This window comes from Rhodococcus sp. NKCM2511 (genome assembly GCF_014905595.1).
GTDB classification, from domain to species: domain Bacteria; phylum Actinomycetota; class Actinomycetes; order Mycobacteriales; family Mycobacteriaceae; genus Rhodococcoides; species Rhodococcoides fascians.
Genome location: NZ_BNHJ02000001.1, coordinates 2,075,107 through 2,092,384 on the forward strand (window position 1 = coordinate 2,075,107; position 17,278 = coordinate 2,092,384).

Here is a 17,278-nt window from a genome sequence, read left to right on the forward strand (position 1 = left end):
ATCGACTCCCGCGAACCCAACTCGTCCCGCAGGCCGCATTCCCAAACTCTAGCGACGACTCGGCCCCGAGTGTCGTTGAACACTCGGGGCCGACTCGTCACTTCGTCACCTGATCACAGGCAACTCGATCAGGGGTTCAGCGGGTCGATGTCGTGGTCGACGGTCAGCGAGTGGCCCAGCGAATCTGCTGCCGAATCGACCGATCCGTGCAGGTTGCCGCCGGTCTCGCCGAACAGGTCCGTGCTGCTCTCGCTCTGTCCGAAGACGTCGGAGTCGACGCTCGACCAGCCCGTGCCCGATGCGTTCGCGCTGGAATCGAAGGAGCTCGCGGACTCGAAGGATCCCTCGGCGCCGGACTGCACTGCACCGGTGACCTGGCCACCGAGCTGCGCGGCGGAGTCAAACCCGCCGGCCACGGAACCCGCAGCGTCCGCACCAGCATCCAAACCCCCGCTCACCGTGGAGGCCAGTCCGCCGCCGATCGAGCCGCCGGCATCCAGTCCGCCGCCGATGTTCGACGCGATCTCGCCGCCCACCGAGGTTCCCGCGTCGACGACGCCGCCCACGGTGCCCTCGAGTCCTCCGGTGACGTTTCCGGCCAGGTCACCCGCGGCGGAACCGGCGAGGTCACCTGCCGATTCGAGTCCTGCACCGACCTGCGTACCGGCGTCGATTCCGCCGTTCACAGCGCCGGTCAGAGTGCCTTCCAGTCCTGCACCGGCCTGCGCTGCCGCGTCGATTCCGCCGTCGACGGCACCGGTCAGGGTGCCTTCCAGACCCGCACCGGCCTGCGCGGCTGCGTCGATCCCGGTCGAGACACCGCCCTCGACTCCGCCTGCAACACCGCCTGCGATTCCGCCGCCGAGGCTGCCGAGTCCGGCCAGTCCGCCGGTCAGGCTCGTGCCCGCGTCGACGAGCCCGTTCAGTCCACCGGCCACGTCGCCGCCGACGTTGCCGACCGCCGCCAGGCCGCCGGTCACATCTGCTCCTGCGCTACCGACGGCCGCGAGGCCGCCGGTGATGCCTGCGCCGACGCTGCCGACTCCAGCGAGGCCGCCCGTCAGGCCGCCGCCGAGGCCACCGAGTCCGGCCAGGCCGCCGGTGAGGTCTCCGCCGACGTTGCCGAGTCCGGCGAGGCCGCCGGTCAGGCCGCCGCCGAGGCCACCGAGTCCGGAGAGGGTGCCTTCCACGGTGCCGGTGAGATCGGCACCTGCGGACACGGCCGTGTCGACCGCACCGGCCAGCTGAGCGCTGAGATCTGCACTCGCGCCGAGTGCTGCTCCGAGGTCGAGTGTGGCTCCGGCGTCGACGATCGCTTCGACGGCCGTGCCGAGCTGTGCGCCGGCAGCGCCTCCGACACCGAATGCGGTTCCGAGAATTCCTTCGAGGCTGCCCGTCACTCCGCCGGTCAGTGCGCCGGTGATTCCGCCGGTCAGCTCACCCGACAGCTCACCCGCCAGTTCGCCGGTGATGCTGCCACCGATGCCCAGACCGGCACCGAGGGTTCCCTCGATGGCGGTGTCGATGGCCGTGGCCAGGTTTCCGACGACTCCGGCGTCGAGATCGAGGACGCCGCCCAGGGCGCCGCTGACGACCGTGCCGATGTTGCCGCCGGCTGCGAGGAGTGCGTCGACGTCGATGTCAGCGAGGGCACCGGCGTCGAGTACTGCACCGAGTGCGGTTCCGATGGATCCTGCGATGGCACCGTCGACGGCGAAGAGTCCGCCGAGACTGCCACCGATGCCACCGGCGATGTCGCCGACGAGCGCGGCTCCGGCTTCGGCGGATCCGCTGAGGGCTGCTGCGATGTCTGCGGTGAGGTCGGCGCCGACCGTTCCGAGTCCGACGAGAGCGCCGCCGATGCCTGCGGTCAGCGCGGTGCCGAGGCCGCCGACGATGTCCAGGCCGGCTCCGGCGTCGAGCACGGACTCGAAGACGCCACCGACGGCAGCGCCCAGTTCGGCTCCGACGGTTCCGCCGACTGCGAAGAGGGCACCGAGCGCGCCGGACAGTCCGCCCTGGATGTCGGCCAGCGCGGCGAGGTCGACTGCGCCGGTGGCACCGATCGCGGCGTCGAGGGCTGCCTGCAGCTGCGCTGCCAGGTCGGCGCTGATCTCGCCGCCGATGCCTGCGCCTGCTCCGATGAGTCCGGTGAGCGCAGCGCCGAGTCCGACCGTGCCGCCGAGAAGGCCGTCGAGGTCCAGATCGATTCCGCCACCGAGTCCGCCGCCGATGCCCGCACCGGCACCGATGAGTGCGTCGAGAGCGCCACCGAATGCGGTGCCGAGTTCGAGGCCGATCTGACCACCGACGGCCAGAGCTGCAGCGAGAGCTGCCTGGAGCGACGCTTCGATCTCGCCCGCCACGTCGATTCCACCGGTCAGCGCGCCACCTGCGGCGAGCCCGCCGCCGGCTACCGCTCCTGCGGCAATGCCGAGTCCGGCCGACAGTCCGCCGCCGAGGCTCGCGCCTCCGGCGAGTGCGCCGTCGAGGCCTGCGGATCCGCCTGCACCCAGGATGGCGGAGAGCTGGCTGCCTGCACCGGCGAACAGTCCCGACTCGGCGACCAACGGGGCCACCGCGACGATGTCTGCGTGGGTGACGCCGCCGAGGCCGGCAGCGGCCAACGTCGTCTCGGGGTTGGCGCAGTAGGCAGCAGCGGCGTTGTCGTCGCGCAGCAGGCCGAGAATGAAATCGAGTACGGCGTTGGTAGCCATGTGAGTCTCCTTGACGAGTGATGCTTCGTGGTTGATCACAAAGCTATGGTCCGCAGAGCCCCCGCCCAACGGGGACGATCCCCCTACTCCCCCGGGGGCCGCCAGGGGACTTGCATTAGGGGATCTGAGCGCTTTAGGGGATTTACCTCGTTGCACGCTCTAACCTGCTGTGAGACGTAACGAATCGCGGCACCGAGCCGACAGTGCGGGTAACGGCGGTGGGAACCAGGGCAGTGCGACAAGAAGGTGGCGGCAGATGAACGCAGGGCTCGGCATACGGATCGGAACTGTGACGGCTGTCGCCGCCCTGGATACCGACCCGGTGACCTCGGTGGTCAAGCGTTCGGCCCTCGATCTTCGTCCCGGTGCGGCCCCCAGTCTCGCCGACCTGTGGGACCGCTCGACGCGCCATCTCATCAGTGGGTTCGCCGATCGCGTCGGTGACCCCGTCGAACTGATCGACGACGACGGCCGCAGTCACCGCGCCGAGGACCTGTACGCCACCGCCACTCGTGCCCTCGTCGCCGACGTCTCCGCCGGTGTCGACTCCTCCCCCTCCCTGGTGGTCACCCACCCCACACGCTGGACCGCCTACACCGTCGAGGTGCTCGGCGAAGCGCTCGATCGCGCAGGCCTGACCGACGTCACGCTCGTTCCCGAGTCGGTCGCCACGATGCGCTGGCTCGAAGTCACCCGTGGAACCCAGTCCGACGGTCTCGCGGTCGTCTACGACCTCGGCGCGACGGCTCTCGACGTCACGCTGATGCGGACCGGGTCCGACGCAGGCGTCGTCGGAACCGGCGTTCATTCGCAGGAGTTCGGCGGCGCTCAGTTCGACCACGAGATCATGCAGTACGTACTCGACACCGTCTCGGGCAGTCAGTCGTTCGAGTTCGATCCCTTCGATCCCGACACCGTCGGTGCATTGGTCGAATTGCGCGCCCGCTGCGGCGAGGCCAAGGAACAGTTGTCCTACGACACCTCCACGTCGCTGACGGTGGACCTGCCGGGGCTGCACACCGAAGTACGACTGGTCCGCGCGGAGATCGAAGACCTCGTTCGCGCATCGCTGCTGGCCTCCATCGGCGTAGTACGTGACGCGGTCACGGCCGCAGGCCTCGAGGTCACCGACATCGATCAGGTGGTGCTGACCGGCGGCAGCTCGGCCATCCCGCTCGTCGCCGAGCTCGTCTCGACCGAACTGCGAGTACCGGTCGTGGCCGGGCCGCGCCCCGAACTGACCGTCGCGATCGGCGCCGCAATCCTCGGCAGCGACATCGCCGACGCCACCGCCGCGGACGACGCAGCAGCATTGGCTGCGGTTCCCGCCGCGACCGCCGTTGCCGCGCCGATGCCCCGTCCCACCCCGCGGCCCGCCCCGACCCCGACGGCAGTGGCGTCGGAATCGGGAATGTCCGGACGCAAGAAGGCCGGCCTAGTCGCCGGATCCGTCGTCGTGCTTGCCCTTCTCGCGGGCGGCGGACTGTCGGTCGGAACGGCCCTCACCTCGGACAACACCACTCCGGCCGAATCCAACGCCGAGATCTCGAGCACCGAGACTCCCGGCAGCACGGCCGCTGTGGCAGAAGTCGGGTCCACGACCGGGCCGACCGGTTCTGCAGCAGTCGGCTCCACGGGTGCACCCACCACGGTGGTCAACGCCGACGGCAGTGTCACCCAGATCGATCCGGCCACCGGGGCTCCTGTTGCCGGGGCACCCGTCGGCGGAGCGCCGGCCGCGGTCCCCGGCCAGAACGGGGCCGCCACCGTGCCGACCATCCCGTCGATCGCCGCACCGACGGTGCCCAACTACCAGCCTCCGGCCGTGCAGGTCCCGCAGGCACCGCAGGCACCGCAACTGCCGAGCGGGCAGCTACCTAACGTACAGGCTCCCACCTTTACGAATCCGCTTCCCAACACCGCCAATACCGTTGATAAAACTCTGGATGGGGTCCTCAACCTTCCAGGCCAAATTCTTCCGCTCGGCTGATAAGCGATGGTGTCCAGCACCCCATCCGCTCTCGTCGGCGTCGAGCGCGCCGATCGATTCGTTCGTGACGCGTCGTCGAGCACCGGTGTGCATGTTGTCGTCGGGGTGAACGGCTCCGGTCGATCCGCGGTGCTCGGTGCGGTCGCGGCCGCCGCGACGACGGTGCATGCGGGCAGTGTCACCGACGCGCCGTCGGGTGCGACGGTTCTGGTCGACGACGCCCATCTGTTGCCGGATCACCGCGTGGACGAGATCGCCGCTGCGGCAACCCGTTCGGACATCACGCTGGTTCTTGCCACAGCCCCGCGCCGATACGATTCCCGGATCGAGAAGCTCGTCGCATCCGCCGGTGCCGCTCGCCTGACGCTGGTACCGTTGGACAAGACGTCGATCGCAACGCGGGCAGCCGCAGTCGCTCGGCCGATCTCCGCGTCGCTGGCGAGCGCGATCGCGAAGTCCACCGGAGGGCTTCTCGTCGCCGTCGACGCGGCACTGGCCGCGCTCGGGGGCGAACGGTCCGACCCCACTCCGCTGCGTGCGGTCACCGAATCCGTTGCCGAGCAGCATCGCCGACTGCTCGTCGATACCACCGACGACACCCGCGCCGTGCTGCTCGCGGCTCGCTTCGGCGTCGTCCCGGACCCGGTCACGGCGGCGCAGCTCGTAACACGGGCGGCCGACGCGGAGACGGTCGTTGATATCGCCTGCAGCTCCGGTCTTCTCGACGCCACGGGCGCGTTGGTCCCGTCCGCCGAAGGTCCCCTGACCGAGATGATCGGGGAGCGTCGATGCCGGGTGCTGCTCGACCGCATTGCCGACGTTGCCGCGCAATCCGGTCTGCTCGACGCCTCGGCCGCGCGAGCGTTGGCGACGCACGGGGTCGTACGCGCCGACCTTGCTGACTTCCTTGCTGGACAAGGCGATTCGACTTCCGTAGAGTCCGCTGGCCAGCTGTACGACGCGGCAGCAGCGGCGGGATTCGACCCGTCGGCGCTCGCGGCCCGCCGGGCGGAGGTGGCCGCCGCGACCGGACACCTCGACGAGGCAGGCCGTCGTGCCGACGAGATCCTCGATGCGGCCACCGATCACACGCAGGCCGATCTACGCACTGCGGTCAGGGTCTCGGCGTCGATCGCCGCGCAGCGCGGAATGGTCTCGCGCAGTGCGCAATTGTTCGCCTGGCTCGGGACGGATCGACTCGGGACCGATGCGGTGTGGGCTGCCTTGTCGGCCGCTGCCGCCGGCGACCGCCCTGCTGCCGACCGCGCACTGAGTGTCGTGGCATCGCTGGCACCGACGTCGAGTACGGCGTCGGGTGCGTTGCTCGTCGACGGGGTCCTCGGTTCGATCGACTCACGCAGCGCTGCGGCGTCGAGTGCGGCGGCGAACTCGCTGATGCGCGCGGTCACGTTGACGGCCGCGCCGTCCGATCGTTGGTGCGCTCCGGATTCGGCGGCCGCGGTGGCCGCTCTGCACGCGGTGCACTGCGGTGATCTCGCCCGCGTCGACTCCGTCATCGCTCGTGCCCTACCCGAGCTGCGGCCGGGATCCGAGGCCCACACGCGGCTCGTTCTCATCGGCGGCTGGGCGGCCATGCTGCGAGGAGACGCCGCGCAGGCCTGCCACCTGGTCGACCCGCTCGAGATCCCCGACTCGCACGTGCGCAATCACCTGTTCCTGCACGGCATTCGAGTGGGGTTGGCCCGCAGGTCCGGGGACGCCGGATCTCTCGTCACGGCGTGGACCCAGGCGCAGAACGTCGTCGCCGCGTACTCGATCGACCTGTTCTCGCTCTTGCCCCTCGGCGAATTGGTGCTGGCCGCAACACGAGTGGGCCAGTTCGATCGCGTCGAGCACCTCGTGTCGCAGGCCACGACGCTGCTCGCCGCGTTGGGGGATCCGCCGGTCTGGGCCTCGGCGCTGCATTGGTATCAGGTGCAGGCCGCCATCGTGGCGCAGACGCCCGAAGCCCTGGTGCCGCACGCGAAGGCCCTCGCGTCCGCCGCTTCGACGCACCCGTACAGCTCCGCACTCGCCGCGGCGGGGCGGGCGTGGCTCGGCGTTCTGCAGGGCAGGCCCGACGCCGCCGAGGTGGAACTCTCGGCGCGCACCCTCACCGCGTTCGGCCTGCCGTGGGACGGTGCCCGGTTGGCGAGCGAGGCCGCACTGACCGTCGCCGACACCGCTACGGCCACCTCGCTACTGCACATCGCCCGGTCGTTGCGTCAGCCCAGCTCGCATCAGCGGGAGACCGACGGGACGACGCCGCAGCCGTCGGGATCTCTGAGCGAACGCGAGGCCGAGGTGGCCGAGCTACTGGTTCTCGGCGTCACGTACCGCGAGGTGGGCAGCCGGCTCTACATCTCCCCGAAAACCGTCGAACATCATGTGGCTCGCATTCGCCGCAGGCTCGGAGCCGGGTCGCGCTCGGAACTGATCTCGATGCTGCGGGCGATGGGCTACGGAACATCGACCACCTGACCTCGGCACGCTGATGCCCCCTACTGCGGGTGTAACTGTGTGAGGATCCGAAGCGACATAACGACCGACCATCGACTCCGAGCCCAGGACAGGTAGATATCCCCATGACCGAGCAGCCCGCATGACCGAGCAGCCCGGCGGGGCGAGTATCGGCGCACCGGACGTCGGCCTCTATCTGGACGACGACCAGGCCGTTGCGGCCGTGTCGCACCCCGTCGCGCCCGGTCCCTCCCTGCATCTGGCGTCCCTGCACTCGACCGTGCTCAACACTCACCCCGACGGCACCGTCTCACTCGGTGACGCCACCGACAACGACTCCGAGGCGTACACGCACTTCCTCGACTCGCTCGGCGACGGCGTCACCGGCAGCCGGGGCACCGTCTTCCCCGCCGAACAGCTGACGTCGATGGCGCTGCTGTGCCTGCTCACCGAGGTGGCGTCGTCGATCGATCTGCGCCCCGGCGATCTCGCTGCGGCCGCCACCTACCCGGCCCGCTGGACGGCCGAGCAGGTGTTCGCCCTGCGTGCGGCCATGAACGGCCACGGGTTGGCGCACGTTGCGCTCGTATCGGAAGAGGAGGCGCTGGACGCCTGGAACTCGTCGATGCGAGCAACCATGGAGAAGAAGGACACCGCTGTCGCCGCGGCCCGTGGTGCAGCGATTCTGGCTGCCCGGTATCCGGTCGACGCTGCCACCGAACGCCTCGCGGTCGTCGGCGCACCGACCCGCCCCGACCGACGCCCCCTGTTCACCGCCCCTCTGTTCGCCGCCGCAGCGTTCGCGGCGGCGCTGACGGTCGGTGCCGGGGTGATCGCATTGCAGCTCGGTACGTCCCCCGAGACGCCGGTGCCCACTATCGAGAACGCTCAGGTGGCACCCCCGACGACGACGTCGGGAATCCGGCAGGGTGGGCCGATCGACTTCCCCACCGCCGTCGTCGAACCGGCAGCCGAACTCGTCCCCGCCGCCCCGCCTGCACCGATCATCACGCCGGAGACCACGACCACGGCTACGGATCCCACCCGAGACCGACGCTCCGAACGCGACGCGGCCGAGGTCGACACGCGACCCGCCGTCGACCTTCCGGACATCACCGAAACCGAGGACCCCACCACGACCCCGCCGACCGACGACGAACCGGTCGGACCCGAGCTACCCGACGAAGACACCGCCGAGGACCCGACGAAGCCCACCCCCGACGAGAACGCCGGCGGCGACACCCAGGCCGGACGTCTCGCTCCGGCCCGGGACCAGGCTCCGGCCGGGGCCACGACGGGCGGCACTCCATGAGCGGTGCCGGGCATCTCGGAATCACGATCGGCAACACCAGGTCCGTTGCGGTGTATCGCGACTCGACCGCGTTCGAGCCCACCGTCGTCGTACTGCCGACGACACTGAGGTTCGACGACGACGGCCGCGCCCATCTCGGAGAACCCGTCGACACGGCCCCGTTCACGCGCTTCGTCGATCTGGTCGGCAGACAAGAAGATCTCGAACCCGATGCCGACGCGTACCGCGCCGAGGATCTGATGGCCAACGCCGCCAACTGCCTCGTGAGCATGTTCTCCGAGTCGCCCGAATCAGCGTCCACGCCCGTCGCGACCATGACGTATCCGACGCGATGGCCCCGCGAGAACATCGCTCTGCTGCGCGACGCCCTCGATCACACCGGTCTCAGCGAAGTCGCGCTCGTTCCCGAGGCCAAGGCCGCGAGCGCTTTCGCGCAGCCGAGCCCGGGGGCTGCCGTCACGGTGATCGACATCGGGGCCACCGGCACCGACATTTCGACCTACCCGGGCGGCGGCACCGAGCGCAGCACCGCTGTCAGCGGTGACGTGTTCACCGATGCCCTGTTCGATCACGTCGTGACCGATCGCGAACACCTCGACCTGTCCGACGCCGCAGTTCTGGCTTCTCTCACCGGTGTCGTCGCGTCCTGTGAGCAGGCGAAGCACACGTTGAGCACCGCGGACGTGGCCACGATCGCGGTGGAGCTGCCCGGCGTCTCGGATACGACGACGGTCACCCGCGCCGAGTTCGCAGACCTGATCGCGCCGACGTTGGGCCTGCTCGACGTGCCGTCGACCGGCACGGTCGTGCTCAGCGGCGGCAGTGCTGCCCTACCTTCGGTGGTCGCGGACATCGGCGAGCGCACCGCAGGCGCGCTGCTCGTCGAGCCGCTCGCTGCGGCTCGCGGCGCACTGAACATCGCCGAGATCGAGGACGTCGACGGCAACTCGTTGGTGACCGGCGCAGCGCCGGTGGTCACTCGCAACGACGGCACGGACTCGCTCGACACCGACGCGATCCCGGTGGTCGCTCCGCCGCCGCCCCTCGCGTTCTCCGAGGCGATACCGGCGGTGGCACCGGTGTTCGGCCCGTCCCAGCTGCGCTCGGAGCCCATCGTTCCGGCCGGAGATCCCGACGGTTCCGACACCGCGACCCAGCAGTACGCCGCAACCGCGTTCGCCGGTGCGGCGACCGAGAACAAGAAGGAACGCAGCGAGCGCTCGCGCACCGTCACCACGATCATCGCCGGTGCCGGTGCGGGCGTGGTCATCGTTCTCGTCATCGCAGCCCTGAGTGGGGTGTTCAGCAGCGGACCCGCCACGACACCGCCCACCGTCACCGACGCCGGATCACCGGTCACCACCTCCGCGCGGGTGCCGTCTACCGCACCGACCACGACGACGGTGCCCGCGGCTGCTCCCGAGGTGGTTCAAGAGCCGACGGCCGAGGAGTACACCCCGCCGCAGCCCGCGCCCCTGCCTGCGCCGCCGCCTGCTCCGGAACCAACACCGGCACCGCCTCCGGTGGTCACGACACCGCCCGTCGCGGTGACCACCACTCCGGAAACGACAACGCCGGCGGAAACGACGACGACCACCACAACGACAACGACGACGACCACCTCAGCGACAGTCCCAGCGTCCTGACCAGGGCGAACACTGGTTCGGTTGTGCATGCCCTAGGGTGGGGCGCTGATGCCAAGCACCCGATGAAGGGATTTCATGCGTAACACCGGGGCTCTGCGTACTGCAGTGCTGTGCTCGACGGCTTTCGTACTTCTTGCTTCGTTCTCCGGAACAGCGGCAGCCGAACCTGTGGTTCAGTCGCCCGCCGATCAGCTTCCGCGGGAGCTCGTCGAAGCCGTGCAGCGAGATCTGAAGATCTCCCCGCAGGAATACCTCGATCGTGCGGCGCGTGCGCAGGAGCTGTCGGCCTACGCCTCGGACTTCCGGGCGAGCCGACCCGCAGATTTCGCCGGTGCCTGGATCGGGCCCGACGGTAATGCCGTCGTTGCCGTCACCTCTCCCGCAGCCGCGCAGGCCGTCGCCAAGGACGGCTATGCCACTGCGCAGTCGCCGGTGTCCGCGGACGGGCTGGAGAAGTCGCTGGCAGATCTGAACGCGTGGATCGCCGGCCTCCCGCGTGAGATCTCGGAGCAGATCAACGGCACAGCCATCGACTTCATCGACAACCAGATCGTGCTGAATGTGGCGAACAGCCCGATCGGTAAGGCCCTGAACCTGCCGACCCTGCTGGCCAACATCAAGGTGATGCTCTCCCCCGGTGGCAACAAGCCGGCCGACCCGGCACCGATGGGCGGCGACACGTACGTCACCACCGCCGGGCCGATCGCCGACGCACCGCCGACCGAGATCAGCATCTGCTCGTTCGGCTTCAATGCCGTCGACGCCGACGGTAGTGCCGTCAATCTGACTGCGGGACACTGCAATCCGAACAAGGCCACCGGGTCCGGCGGAGCACCGGTGTACCTGCCCGATCCGGCCGACATCGCGCGCAGCTCCCAGATCGGCTCGTTCGATCGCTCGAGCCTGGGAGCACCGGACGGCCTCGACTGGTCGGTCATCGGCCTCGACGCCGCCGGACAGAAGGCCGGGCTGGACCGTCCCACCGTTCGCGGGGCCAACGGCAGCACCGTCACCGTCACCGGAACGGCATCCCCCGTCATCGGCGCACCCGTCTGCAAATCCGGGCAGTCGTCGTCGTTCACGTGCGGAGTGGTGGCCGCCGACCGCGTCGAGACGCAGCTCTTCATGGAGGACGGCACGTCGCGCACCGTGCGCGGCTTCGCCAGCACCGCATGCACATTGGCCGGTGACAGCGGCGGGGCCATCGTCACCGGCACGCTGGCACTGGGCATCACCAGCGGGTCCAACAGTGGTGGAGCACCCGACTGCACCGAGGCGAACCTCGCGCTGGCGCAGTTCGGCGGCACCGCCAGCCTGGGCATTCCCATCGATCAGGTCACGAGCGCGACCGGAGCTACTGTCCGAACCGGGTAAACCGGTACGCGCGAGGCCGCCGACCCCCTATAGTTCGTGTGCGAAGTGAACGGCATCACATCGTTCGATGCCCGGGGGGAAGGTCGTTATGCGTCGCCGTGCGTGTGCACTATCGGTCACTGCTGTCTCGTTGCTCTTCATGACGGTGGTATCCACTCCCACTGCCGTTGCGGCACCGCCCGAACCGGCGTCACTGGCCGACGCTGTGGCACGCGATCTCGGGCTCAGCCCTCAGCAGTTTCTCGACCGCGCCGTCGCAGCGCGCCGGTTGGCCGAGTTCACCGCCGCCGTCGGCCCGGCGGTCCGTGGTCATCTCGACGCGGCCGGGCTGCCGGTCGTCGCGGTCGCCGACGGACCGTCCCACGCGGATATGGTCGAGGCGGCGACGGCGGCCGGATTCGTGATCGACCCGGCTGTATTCGACATCCCGGCCCCCGTCATCGATGCAATCGGTCCGCTCCTCGACCGGGTGCCGTTCGATCCCTCGCTCACCGCTGGGCCCATTCGCGCAAGTTCGTACCTCGGCGGCGACAGCTTTCTCGCCGGTACCCCGGCCGGGGCCGGTCTGCGTTGCTCGTTGGGCTTCAATGCCGTCGATCCGACGCGTGGTGCCGTCAACATCACTGCAGGACACTGTGATCCGGGCGAGTCGAGCACCGGTTCCGCCGTCACGACGGGCGCGTACCCCATGTACGGCAGCCTCGTCGGCTCCAAGTTCGGCTCGTTCTATCGAACCAGCCGGGCGCACAACGACTATGCGCTCATCGACATCGACGACGGCAACACCGGGGAATTCGAGAGCAACGCGATGCGAGTTCCCGGATCCGCCCCATTGTTGATCACCGGCACGGTGGATCCGGTCGTCGGCGCGCCGGTCTGCAAATCCGGAGCCACCACCGGATTCAGTTGCGGCACAATCCTGTCGACAGGCCAGCACGTCACCATGGGCGGCAACGTCCTGGACCGCAGCTTCTCCACGTCGATCTGCGCGCTGCGCGGCGACAGCGGTGGCCCCATCGTCAGTGGCACGCTCGCCGTGGGCATCGCGAACGCGTCGAACGTGGGCGATCAACCCTCGTGCGAGATCGCGACCGTCGTCAGCATGCTGCAGGGTCAGCGTCCGGAACTGTTCGCGACGCCGATCAACGACATTCTCGCCGAGAACCCGGGCCTGACGGTTCGTACGTCGTAGGCCGGCGGGTCAGTTCTGTTGTTCCAGCAGAACCGATCCCGACGGCGTGTCCTCCACGACGGACGGTGTCCCGTCCGATTCGTACACCGACACCCAGTCCACATCCACGTTCGCGACGTCGGGTGTTCCCGCCCGGCCGCATTCTCCGACACCCCAGGATTCGAGCTTGGTGCAGGCGCCCGCCTGGGCCTGGATGCCCAACCACATCGGCTTGTCCGGGATGGATGCTCCCAGTGGTGTTCGCGCCCAGACCTTTCCGTTGACCAGATACCTGATCTGCTCGGGGTCCCATTCCACTCCGACGGTCTGCCAGTCGTTGGTGTCCAACTGCAGATTCGCCTGTGAGAAGTGACGGTCTCCTTCTGCACCGCTCCAGTGCAGGAACGACGACATCGTCTGTCTGGTCCCGTCGGCGCTCTCGGCGATGTCGATCTCCGGCGGCCACACCTCGTCGGCGGGCCACAGCAGAATGTGGTAGCTGATCTCGTCGGATCGGTCCGCACGCAGCCGTACGTCCCACCTGCCGTACTTCTGTGCCACAGGCGAATTCGAGACGCCGCCGGTCACCCAGCGGCCGTCCTTCTGCTCGGCGCGCAGCCGGAGTGCGCCACCGGTGACCGAGGCCTGTTCGTACTCCCACCAACTGGCCGGGTCGCCTCCGGGTTGGCCGTAGTACGCACCCCAGTCGTCACCGAGATCGCACCGGTCGAAATCGTCGACGAAGGTTTGCCGCCACCCCGGCAGATCCTCCCGGGGCACGGCTTCACCCGACATGACGTCGTCCGCCATGGGGTCGCACCGTTCGCTGCTGACCAACTCGGGTTGGGGTCCGGTCGACTGCGCGCAGGACACCGTCGTCGCCACGACCAGCAGGGCCACCGACAGGCCGCGTCCGATTCTCACTCCCAGATCGCGATCTGTTGGAACCGCACGATCACGACGACTGCGGCCAGGAGCAACAACACGATCAGTGTCGCGGAGAGCACCACTGCGCGGTTGATGCGTCCGCTGCCGCCGCGCCCGATGGCACCGTCGGAGGGCACCTCGCGTTCGCGCAGTACCGACGCGACGATCAGTGCGGCGAACAGGGCACCGAATGCGAGGAAGCCGAGCCACAGATCGGTCATTTGAGCACCACCGGTGGGGTGGACGCATTCTGCAGAATGGTCAGGTCGGCGGTTTCGACAACCACGCGATACTCGTCGGATCCGACCAGCATGCCCAGCTGTTGGTCGACGACCGATTGCGAATATCCGTACTGCAGGTATATCTGCGCCGACGATTGTCGAGTGGTGAACACGAAGTCGGGGTTCTCCTTTCGGACGCACCCGCTGAGATCGTCGAGGCACTCGAACGATTCCATGGTCGCCACTCTGACGTCGTCGAAGTAGCGTGCGGACACCAGCCCGGCCGCCGTTCCGATGACCATGATTTCCGAGCCCTGCGGAACCGACCGCATCAATGCGTCTCCGTATCGGATCTGGTCCTCGTCGGTGTGCTCGAACGAGGTGTTCAACCCACGAGTTGCCGTCAGTATCAAGGCAATTCCGAGGATTGCCGCGGTCGCGGCGACGGTGCGCGACCAGTGCCGGGGCTGGGCCGATCGACCCGTGAACCGTCGAATGATCGCGAAGGTGCGCACCAACGCGTCCGCGGCGTAGGGCGCGATGAACGGCGACGCCAGCACGAAGCACCGGATCACCACCTCACCGCCGTAGCTCTGCACCAGCACCAAACCGAAGGGCACCATGCAGAGCAAGCCGCCGATGAGCCACGTCGTGCGTCGGCGGTAGGTCAGCCAACCGGCGAACGCGAACATCAGCAGCGCGCCCGACGCCGCCAACCGCAGATACTGCATCTTCTGATAGAGCGGATCGGCACCGATCCGGTCGCTGACGCCGCCCTGCACCGCGCCTGACACCTGTCCCACATCGCCGAGCACGTACGCGAGGTGGCCCTTCCAGTAGTCGACGGCTCCGTAACTGAACCAGGCCACGAACAACGCGACCGCGAACAGCCACAGCAGTCGGTACCGCGTGGTTCCGGTGAGCGAGAACAGGAACAGCGCCGCGATCAACACGATGGGCGTCAGCTGGTGAGTGATGACGATCGCCGCGATCAGGACGATCATCAGCGCCTCGATCGCGAGGGTGCGGCCGGCACCGACACCGGGGACCGTGCCCAGAGTTCGCCGCGGCACCGTGACGATCCACCGACGCCACGACCGCGGGGCCGACGGCAGGGGCGCACTGCGCAACTGCCACAGCAGCAAGGCGCAGATGGTCAGGTACAGCATGGTCGCCGTCGGCTGCGGCGCGAAGTAGTCCTGCTGGTACCAGTTGAACGACAGGTAGAGGATCACCGCGATCCACGCCACGCGCCTGCGCCCGGTCAGCGACAACGCGATCGAGTACAGCGGCAGCATGGTCACGCCGCCGTAGAAGAGCGGAGCCCACAGCAGCATCGGGGACAGGTCCGACAGCGCGCCGGCACCCGACATATGAGCTCCGGCAGAGAAGAACCCGGCCCAACTGAATCGCGCGTCCGACGGCGGTGGCAGACCCTGCAGAGACGCGATGATGTCGATCAGCCCGCGATGGGTGTACGCCGTGGGGATCGACGTGACGCCGTCGGCCAACGACACGTACATCGTGGTGAACATGATCAGAGCGAGACCGGCCGCGCCGAGTACCACCGGGTCGAGTCGGGCCCGCGAGAGCGCCACGGCGATCACGGCCGCCACGATGGCCAGCGCGACGAGGTAGCTGAAGCCGATGTGGGTGATGACGCCCAACGCCCCGGACGCCTGCGGCCTGAGCACCTTCGTCGCGTGAGCGAACAGCACGACGGCGACGGCCACCGCGCCGAGCAGTGCGTACCGGGTCACCACCGCAGTCCGGTCCGGGCGCGGTCGGGGCACCGCAGCCACCAACGTTCGCGACGCCCACAGAATGAGCGCGGCGGACACCGCACAGATGTAGAGCTGCACCGTCACCGGACGCAGATTCCCGGTGACGACCTCGGCCTGCGCGATGATCAGCATCGTCGCGAACGAAATCGAGACAGTCACCGAACCGACCAGTGCCGGCTGTCGGAGGCGCAGCAGCACCGCGATGGGCGCCCCGGGCAACAGCGTCACGGCGGCGACGACCACGGCTACCCGGAGCCCGTTGGGTACCGCACCCGCGTGATCGGATCCGGCGAGGATGGCCAGCACCGTCGACGCGATGGCGACCGCTGCGGCAACGAACAGCAGCGCTTGCGCCCCGCGGTAGCTCGAGTCGGGACGCGTCGGATCGGCTCGACCTACTGCGTCCTCGGGTGCGTCGGTGGTGTCGGTGATCGTCACGAATTGATCCCGGTGCCGCGAACCGTGATGGCCTTGACGTACAGGAACGGCCCGCACAGGTAGCCGTAGAGCTCGGTGAGCTTGAGATCGCGAGGCATCGGCGGAGCCCCGTCCGCGAAGCGGTTCTCCTCGGGCGCGAGAAGCATGCGGAATGCGGTCGGGAGCCGGCCGAGCAGTGCGCGGGCCGGAGCTCCGCCGTCGAGAAAGAGTTTGGTGACGATGGCGGCCATTCCGCTTCCGTACCCGAACATCTGCTCGCGCAACGCTTCGTGATCGGCTCGATGATGATGGCCGACGACGGCTGTCGGGTCGTAGACGATCGTTCCCCCGCGCAGCACTGCACGCCGGAAGAGCTCGAGGTCCTCACCGCCTTTGGTGGGCGTGCCCGGTCCGATCCTCTCGTCGAATCCTGCGAGCGAGTCGAAGGCGCTCTTTCGGAACGACATGTTGTTGCCGCTGCCCATCTCCCCGGCCGTATAGGGGAACAGCGCTGCGGTGCCGCGTGCACCCAGTTCTTCGTCGATCGATCCGGTCGGCGCGAGGGTCCAGACCGTGCGCGTCGATCCCTTCTCGAACAGCCCCGATTCCTCGAACCACCGCTGCTGATCGGTCTCGACCGCCAGTCCGACGACCCGTCCGGTCACCCCGGCCACGACACCGTCTCGGTCTGCCGCGTACACCTGCGCCACGGCGGCGAGCCACTGCGAATCCGGTTCGGCGTCGTCGTCGGTGAAGGCGATCACGCGGCCCGACGCGTGCCGGGCACCTGTGTTTCTGGCTCGCGAGACCCCGCGGCGCAGCTCACGGACGACGATGCAGCGGGGATCGTCGATCGACCTCAACGCGTCGTCCACCCGTCCCGACGTGGGTGCGTTGTCCACCACCACGATCTCCACGGCCGGGTAGGACTGCGCGAGCACGGCCTCGACCGTGCCCGACAGCGACGGCCTGCCCACGGTTCCCACGACGACGGTGATGAGGTCGCCGTCGACGAACGGCTCTGCCGCGCGCAGGGGTTCCGGCGACCGTCTGGGTGCGAGGACCCAGCCGGCCCCGGCCAGGGTCGCGGTCGCAGTCGCGGCCAGAACGGCAACGCCGACCCGCTGCGGGGTGCGGCGGCGCGGGACGCCGGGGGCCATGTGGTCGAGCATCAAGAACTCCGATTCGGTACGAGCGTGTGCGTGCGGATGCCCCGACATCCGCACGGCTGGGTTGCGTCGTCGGCTCCGCTGCAGAGC

Annotated in this window: 11 protein-coding genes; 6 read left to right on the forward strand and 5 right to left on the reverse strand. The window is 68.8% G+C overall.

Annotation, left to right across the window (positions count from 1 at the left end; translation table 11 throughout):
* Nucleotides 1-128: 128 nt before the first annotated feature.
* On the reverse strand, nucleotides 129-2,717 hold the full coding sequence (locus JLZ96_RS09490; protein WP_201009926.1) for an IniB N-terminal domain-containing protein: 2,589 nt from the start codon (nucleotides 2,715-2,717) through the stop codon (nucleotides 129-131).
* Nucleotides 2,718-2,973: 256 nt separating this feature from the next.
* Between JLZ96_RS09490 and JLZ96_RS09495 the strand changes: the two genes are divergently transcribed.
* The 6 genes from JLZ96_RS09495 (at nucleotide 2,974) to JLZ96_RS09520 (ending at nucleotide 12,691) form a co-directional block, all read left to right on the forward strand.
* Nucleotides 2,974-4,707, forward strand: coding sequence for an Hsp70 family protein (locus tag JLZ96_RS09495; RefSeq protein WP_201009927.1), 1,734 nt, complete (start codon nucleotides 2,974-2,976; stop codon nucleotides 4,705-4,707).
* A gap of 6 nt (nucleotides 4,708-4,713) precedes the next feature.
* Nucleotides 4,714-7,188, forward strand: a complete 2,475-nt coding sequence (locus JLZ96_RS09500) for a helix-turn-helix transcriptional regulator (RefSeq protein ID WP_201009928.1) — start codon at nucleotides 4,714-4,716, stop codon at nucleotides 7,186-7,188.
* Nucleotides 7,189-7,309: 121 nt separating this feature from the next.
* The gene (locus JLZ96_RS09505) at nucleotides 7,310-8,479 is read left to right on the forward strand and encodes a hypothetical protein (protein WP_201009929.1); all 1,170 of its coding nucleotides are present in this window, start codon (nucleotides 7,310-7,312) and stop codon (nucleotides 8,477-8,479) included.
* Nucleotides 8,476-10,125 (forward strand): hypothetical protein, encoded by a 1,650-nt coding sequence (locus JLZ96_RS09510; protein ID WP_201009930.1) that lies wholly within the window; start codon nucleotides 8,476-8,478, stop codon nucleotides 10,123-10,125. The genes JLZ96_RS09505 and JLZ96_RS09510 overlap by 4 nt, the downstream gene beginning before the upstream one ends.
* A gap of 75 nt (nucleotides 10,126-10,200) precedes the next feature.
* Nucleotides 10,201-11,499 carry a S1 family peptidase gene (locus tag JLZ96_RS09515; protein ID WP_201009931.1) on the forward strand — a complete coding sequence of 433 codons (1,299 nt, stop codon included), beginning with the start codon at nucleotides 10,201-10,203 and terminating at the stop codon, nucleotides 11,497-11,499.
* Between the two features lie 139 nt (nucleotides 11,500-11,638).
* Nucleotides 11,639-12,691 carry a S1 family peptidase gene (locus JLZ96_RS09520; protein ID WP_201009932.1) on the forward strand — a complete coding sequence of 351 codons (1,053 nt, stop codon included), beginning with the start codon at nucleotides 11,639-11,641 and terminating at the stop codon, nucleotides 12,689-12,691.
* A gap of 9 nt (nucleotides 12,692-12,700) precedes the next feature.
* Here JLZ96_RS09520 and JLZ96_RS09525 read toward each other — a convergent pair whose 3' ends face one another.
* The 4 genes from JLZ96_RS09525 to JLZ96_RS09540 are packed head-to-tail and all read right to left on the reverse strand — an operon-like array spanning nucleotide 12,701 to nucleotide 17,179.
* Nucleotides 12,701-13,594, reverse strand: coding sequence for a family 16 glycosylhydrolase (locus JLZ96_RS09525; RefSeq protein WP_201009933.1), 894 nt, complete (start codon nucleotides 13,592-13,594; stop codon nucleotides 12,701-12,703).
* Entirely contained in the window at nucleotides 13,591-13,818 is a 228-nt protein-coding gene (locus JLZ96_RS09530) for a hypothetical protein (protein ID WP_176457115.1), read from the reverse strand. The genes JLZ96_RS09525 and JLZ96_RS09530 overlap by 4 nt, the downstream gene beginning before the upstream one ends.
* Nucleotides 13,815-16,040: a serine/threonine protein kinase gene (locus JLZ96_RS09535; RefSeq protein WP_201009934.1), complete on the reverse strand. Its 2,226-nt coding sequence runs from the start codon at nucleotides 16,038-16,040 to the stop codon at nucleotides 13,815-13,817. Before JLZ96_RS09535 ends, JLZ96_RS09530 begins: the two co-directional genes overlap by 4 nt.
* Nucleotides 16,037-17,179: a glycosyltransferase family 2 protein gene (locus tag JLZ96_RS09540; protein WP_201009935.1), complete on the reverse strand. Its 1,143-nt coding sequence runs from the start codon at nucleotides 17,177-17,179 to the stop codon at nucleotides 16,037-16,039. The genes JLZ96_RS09535 and JLZ96_RS09540 overlap by 4 nt, the downstream gene beginning before the upstream one ends.
* Between the last annotated feature and the right edge of the window lie 99 nt (nucleotides 17,180-17,278).

What these genes read in the sequence shown, in the direction of transcription:
- JLZ96_RS09530 (WP_176457115.1), bottom strand. Translation starts at nt 13,818, where the DNA reads ATGACCGATCTGTGGCTCGGCTTCCTCGCATTCGGTGCCCTGTTCGCC.
- JLZ96_RS09490 (WP_201009926.1), bottom strand. Translation starts at nt 2,717, where the DNA reads ATGGCTACCAACGCCGTACTCGATTTCATTCTCGGCCTGCTGCGCGAC.
- JLZ96_RS09495 (WP_201009927.1), top strand. Translation starts at nt 2,974, where the DNA reads ATGAACGCAGGGCTCGGCATACGGATCGGAACTGTGACGGCTGTCGCC.
- JLZ96_RS09510 (WP_201009930.1), top strand. Translation starts at nt 8,476, where the DNA reads ATGAGCGGTGCCGGGCATCTCGGAATCACGATCGGCAACACCAGGTCC.
- JLZ96_RS09505 (WP_201009929.1), top strand. Translation starts at nt 7,310, where the DNA reads ATGACCGAGCAGCCCGGCGGGGCGAGTATCGGCGCACCGGACGTCGGC.
- JLZ96_RS09540 (WP_201009935.1), bottom strand. Translation starts at nt 17,179, where the DNA reads ATGGCCCCCGGCGTCCCGCGCCGCCGCACCCCGCAGCGGGTCGGCGTT.
- JLZ96_RS09500 (WP_201009928.1), top strand. Translation starts at nt 4,714, where the DNA reads ATGGTGTCCAGCACCCCATCCGCTCTCGTCGGCGTCGAGCGCGCCGAT.
- JLZ96_RS09520 (WP_201009932.1), top strand. Translation starts at nt 11,639, where the DNA reads ATGACGGTGGTATCCACTCCCACTGCCGTTGCGGCACCGCCCGAACCG.
- JLZ96_RS09515 (WP_201009931.1), top strand. Translation starts at nt 10,201, where the DNA reads ATGCGTAACACCGGGGCTCTGCGTACTGCAGTGCTGTGCTCGACGGCT.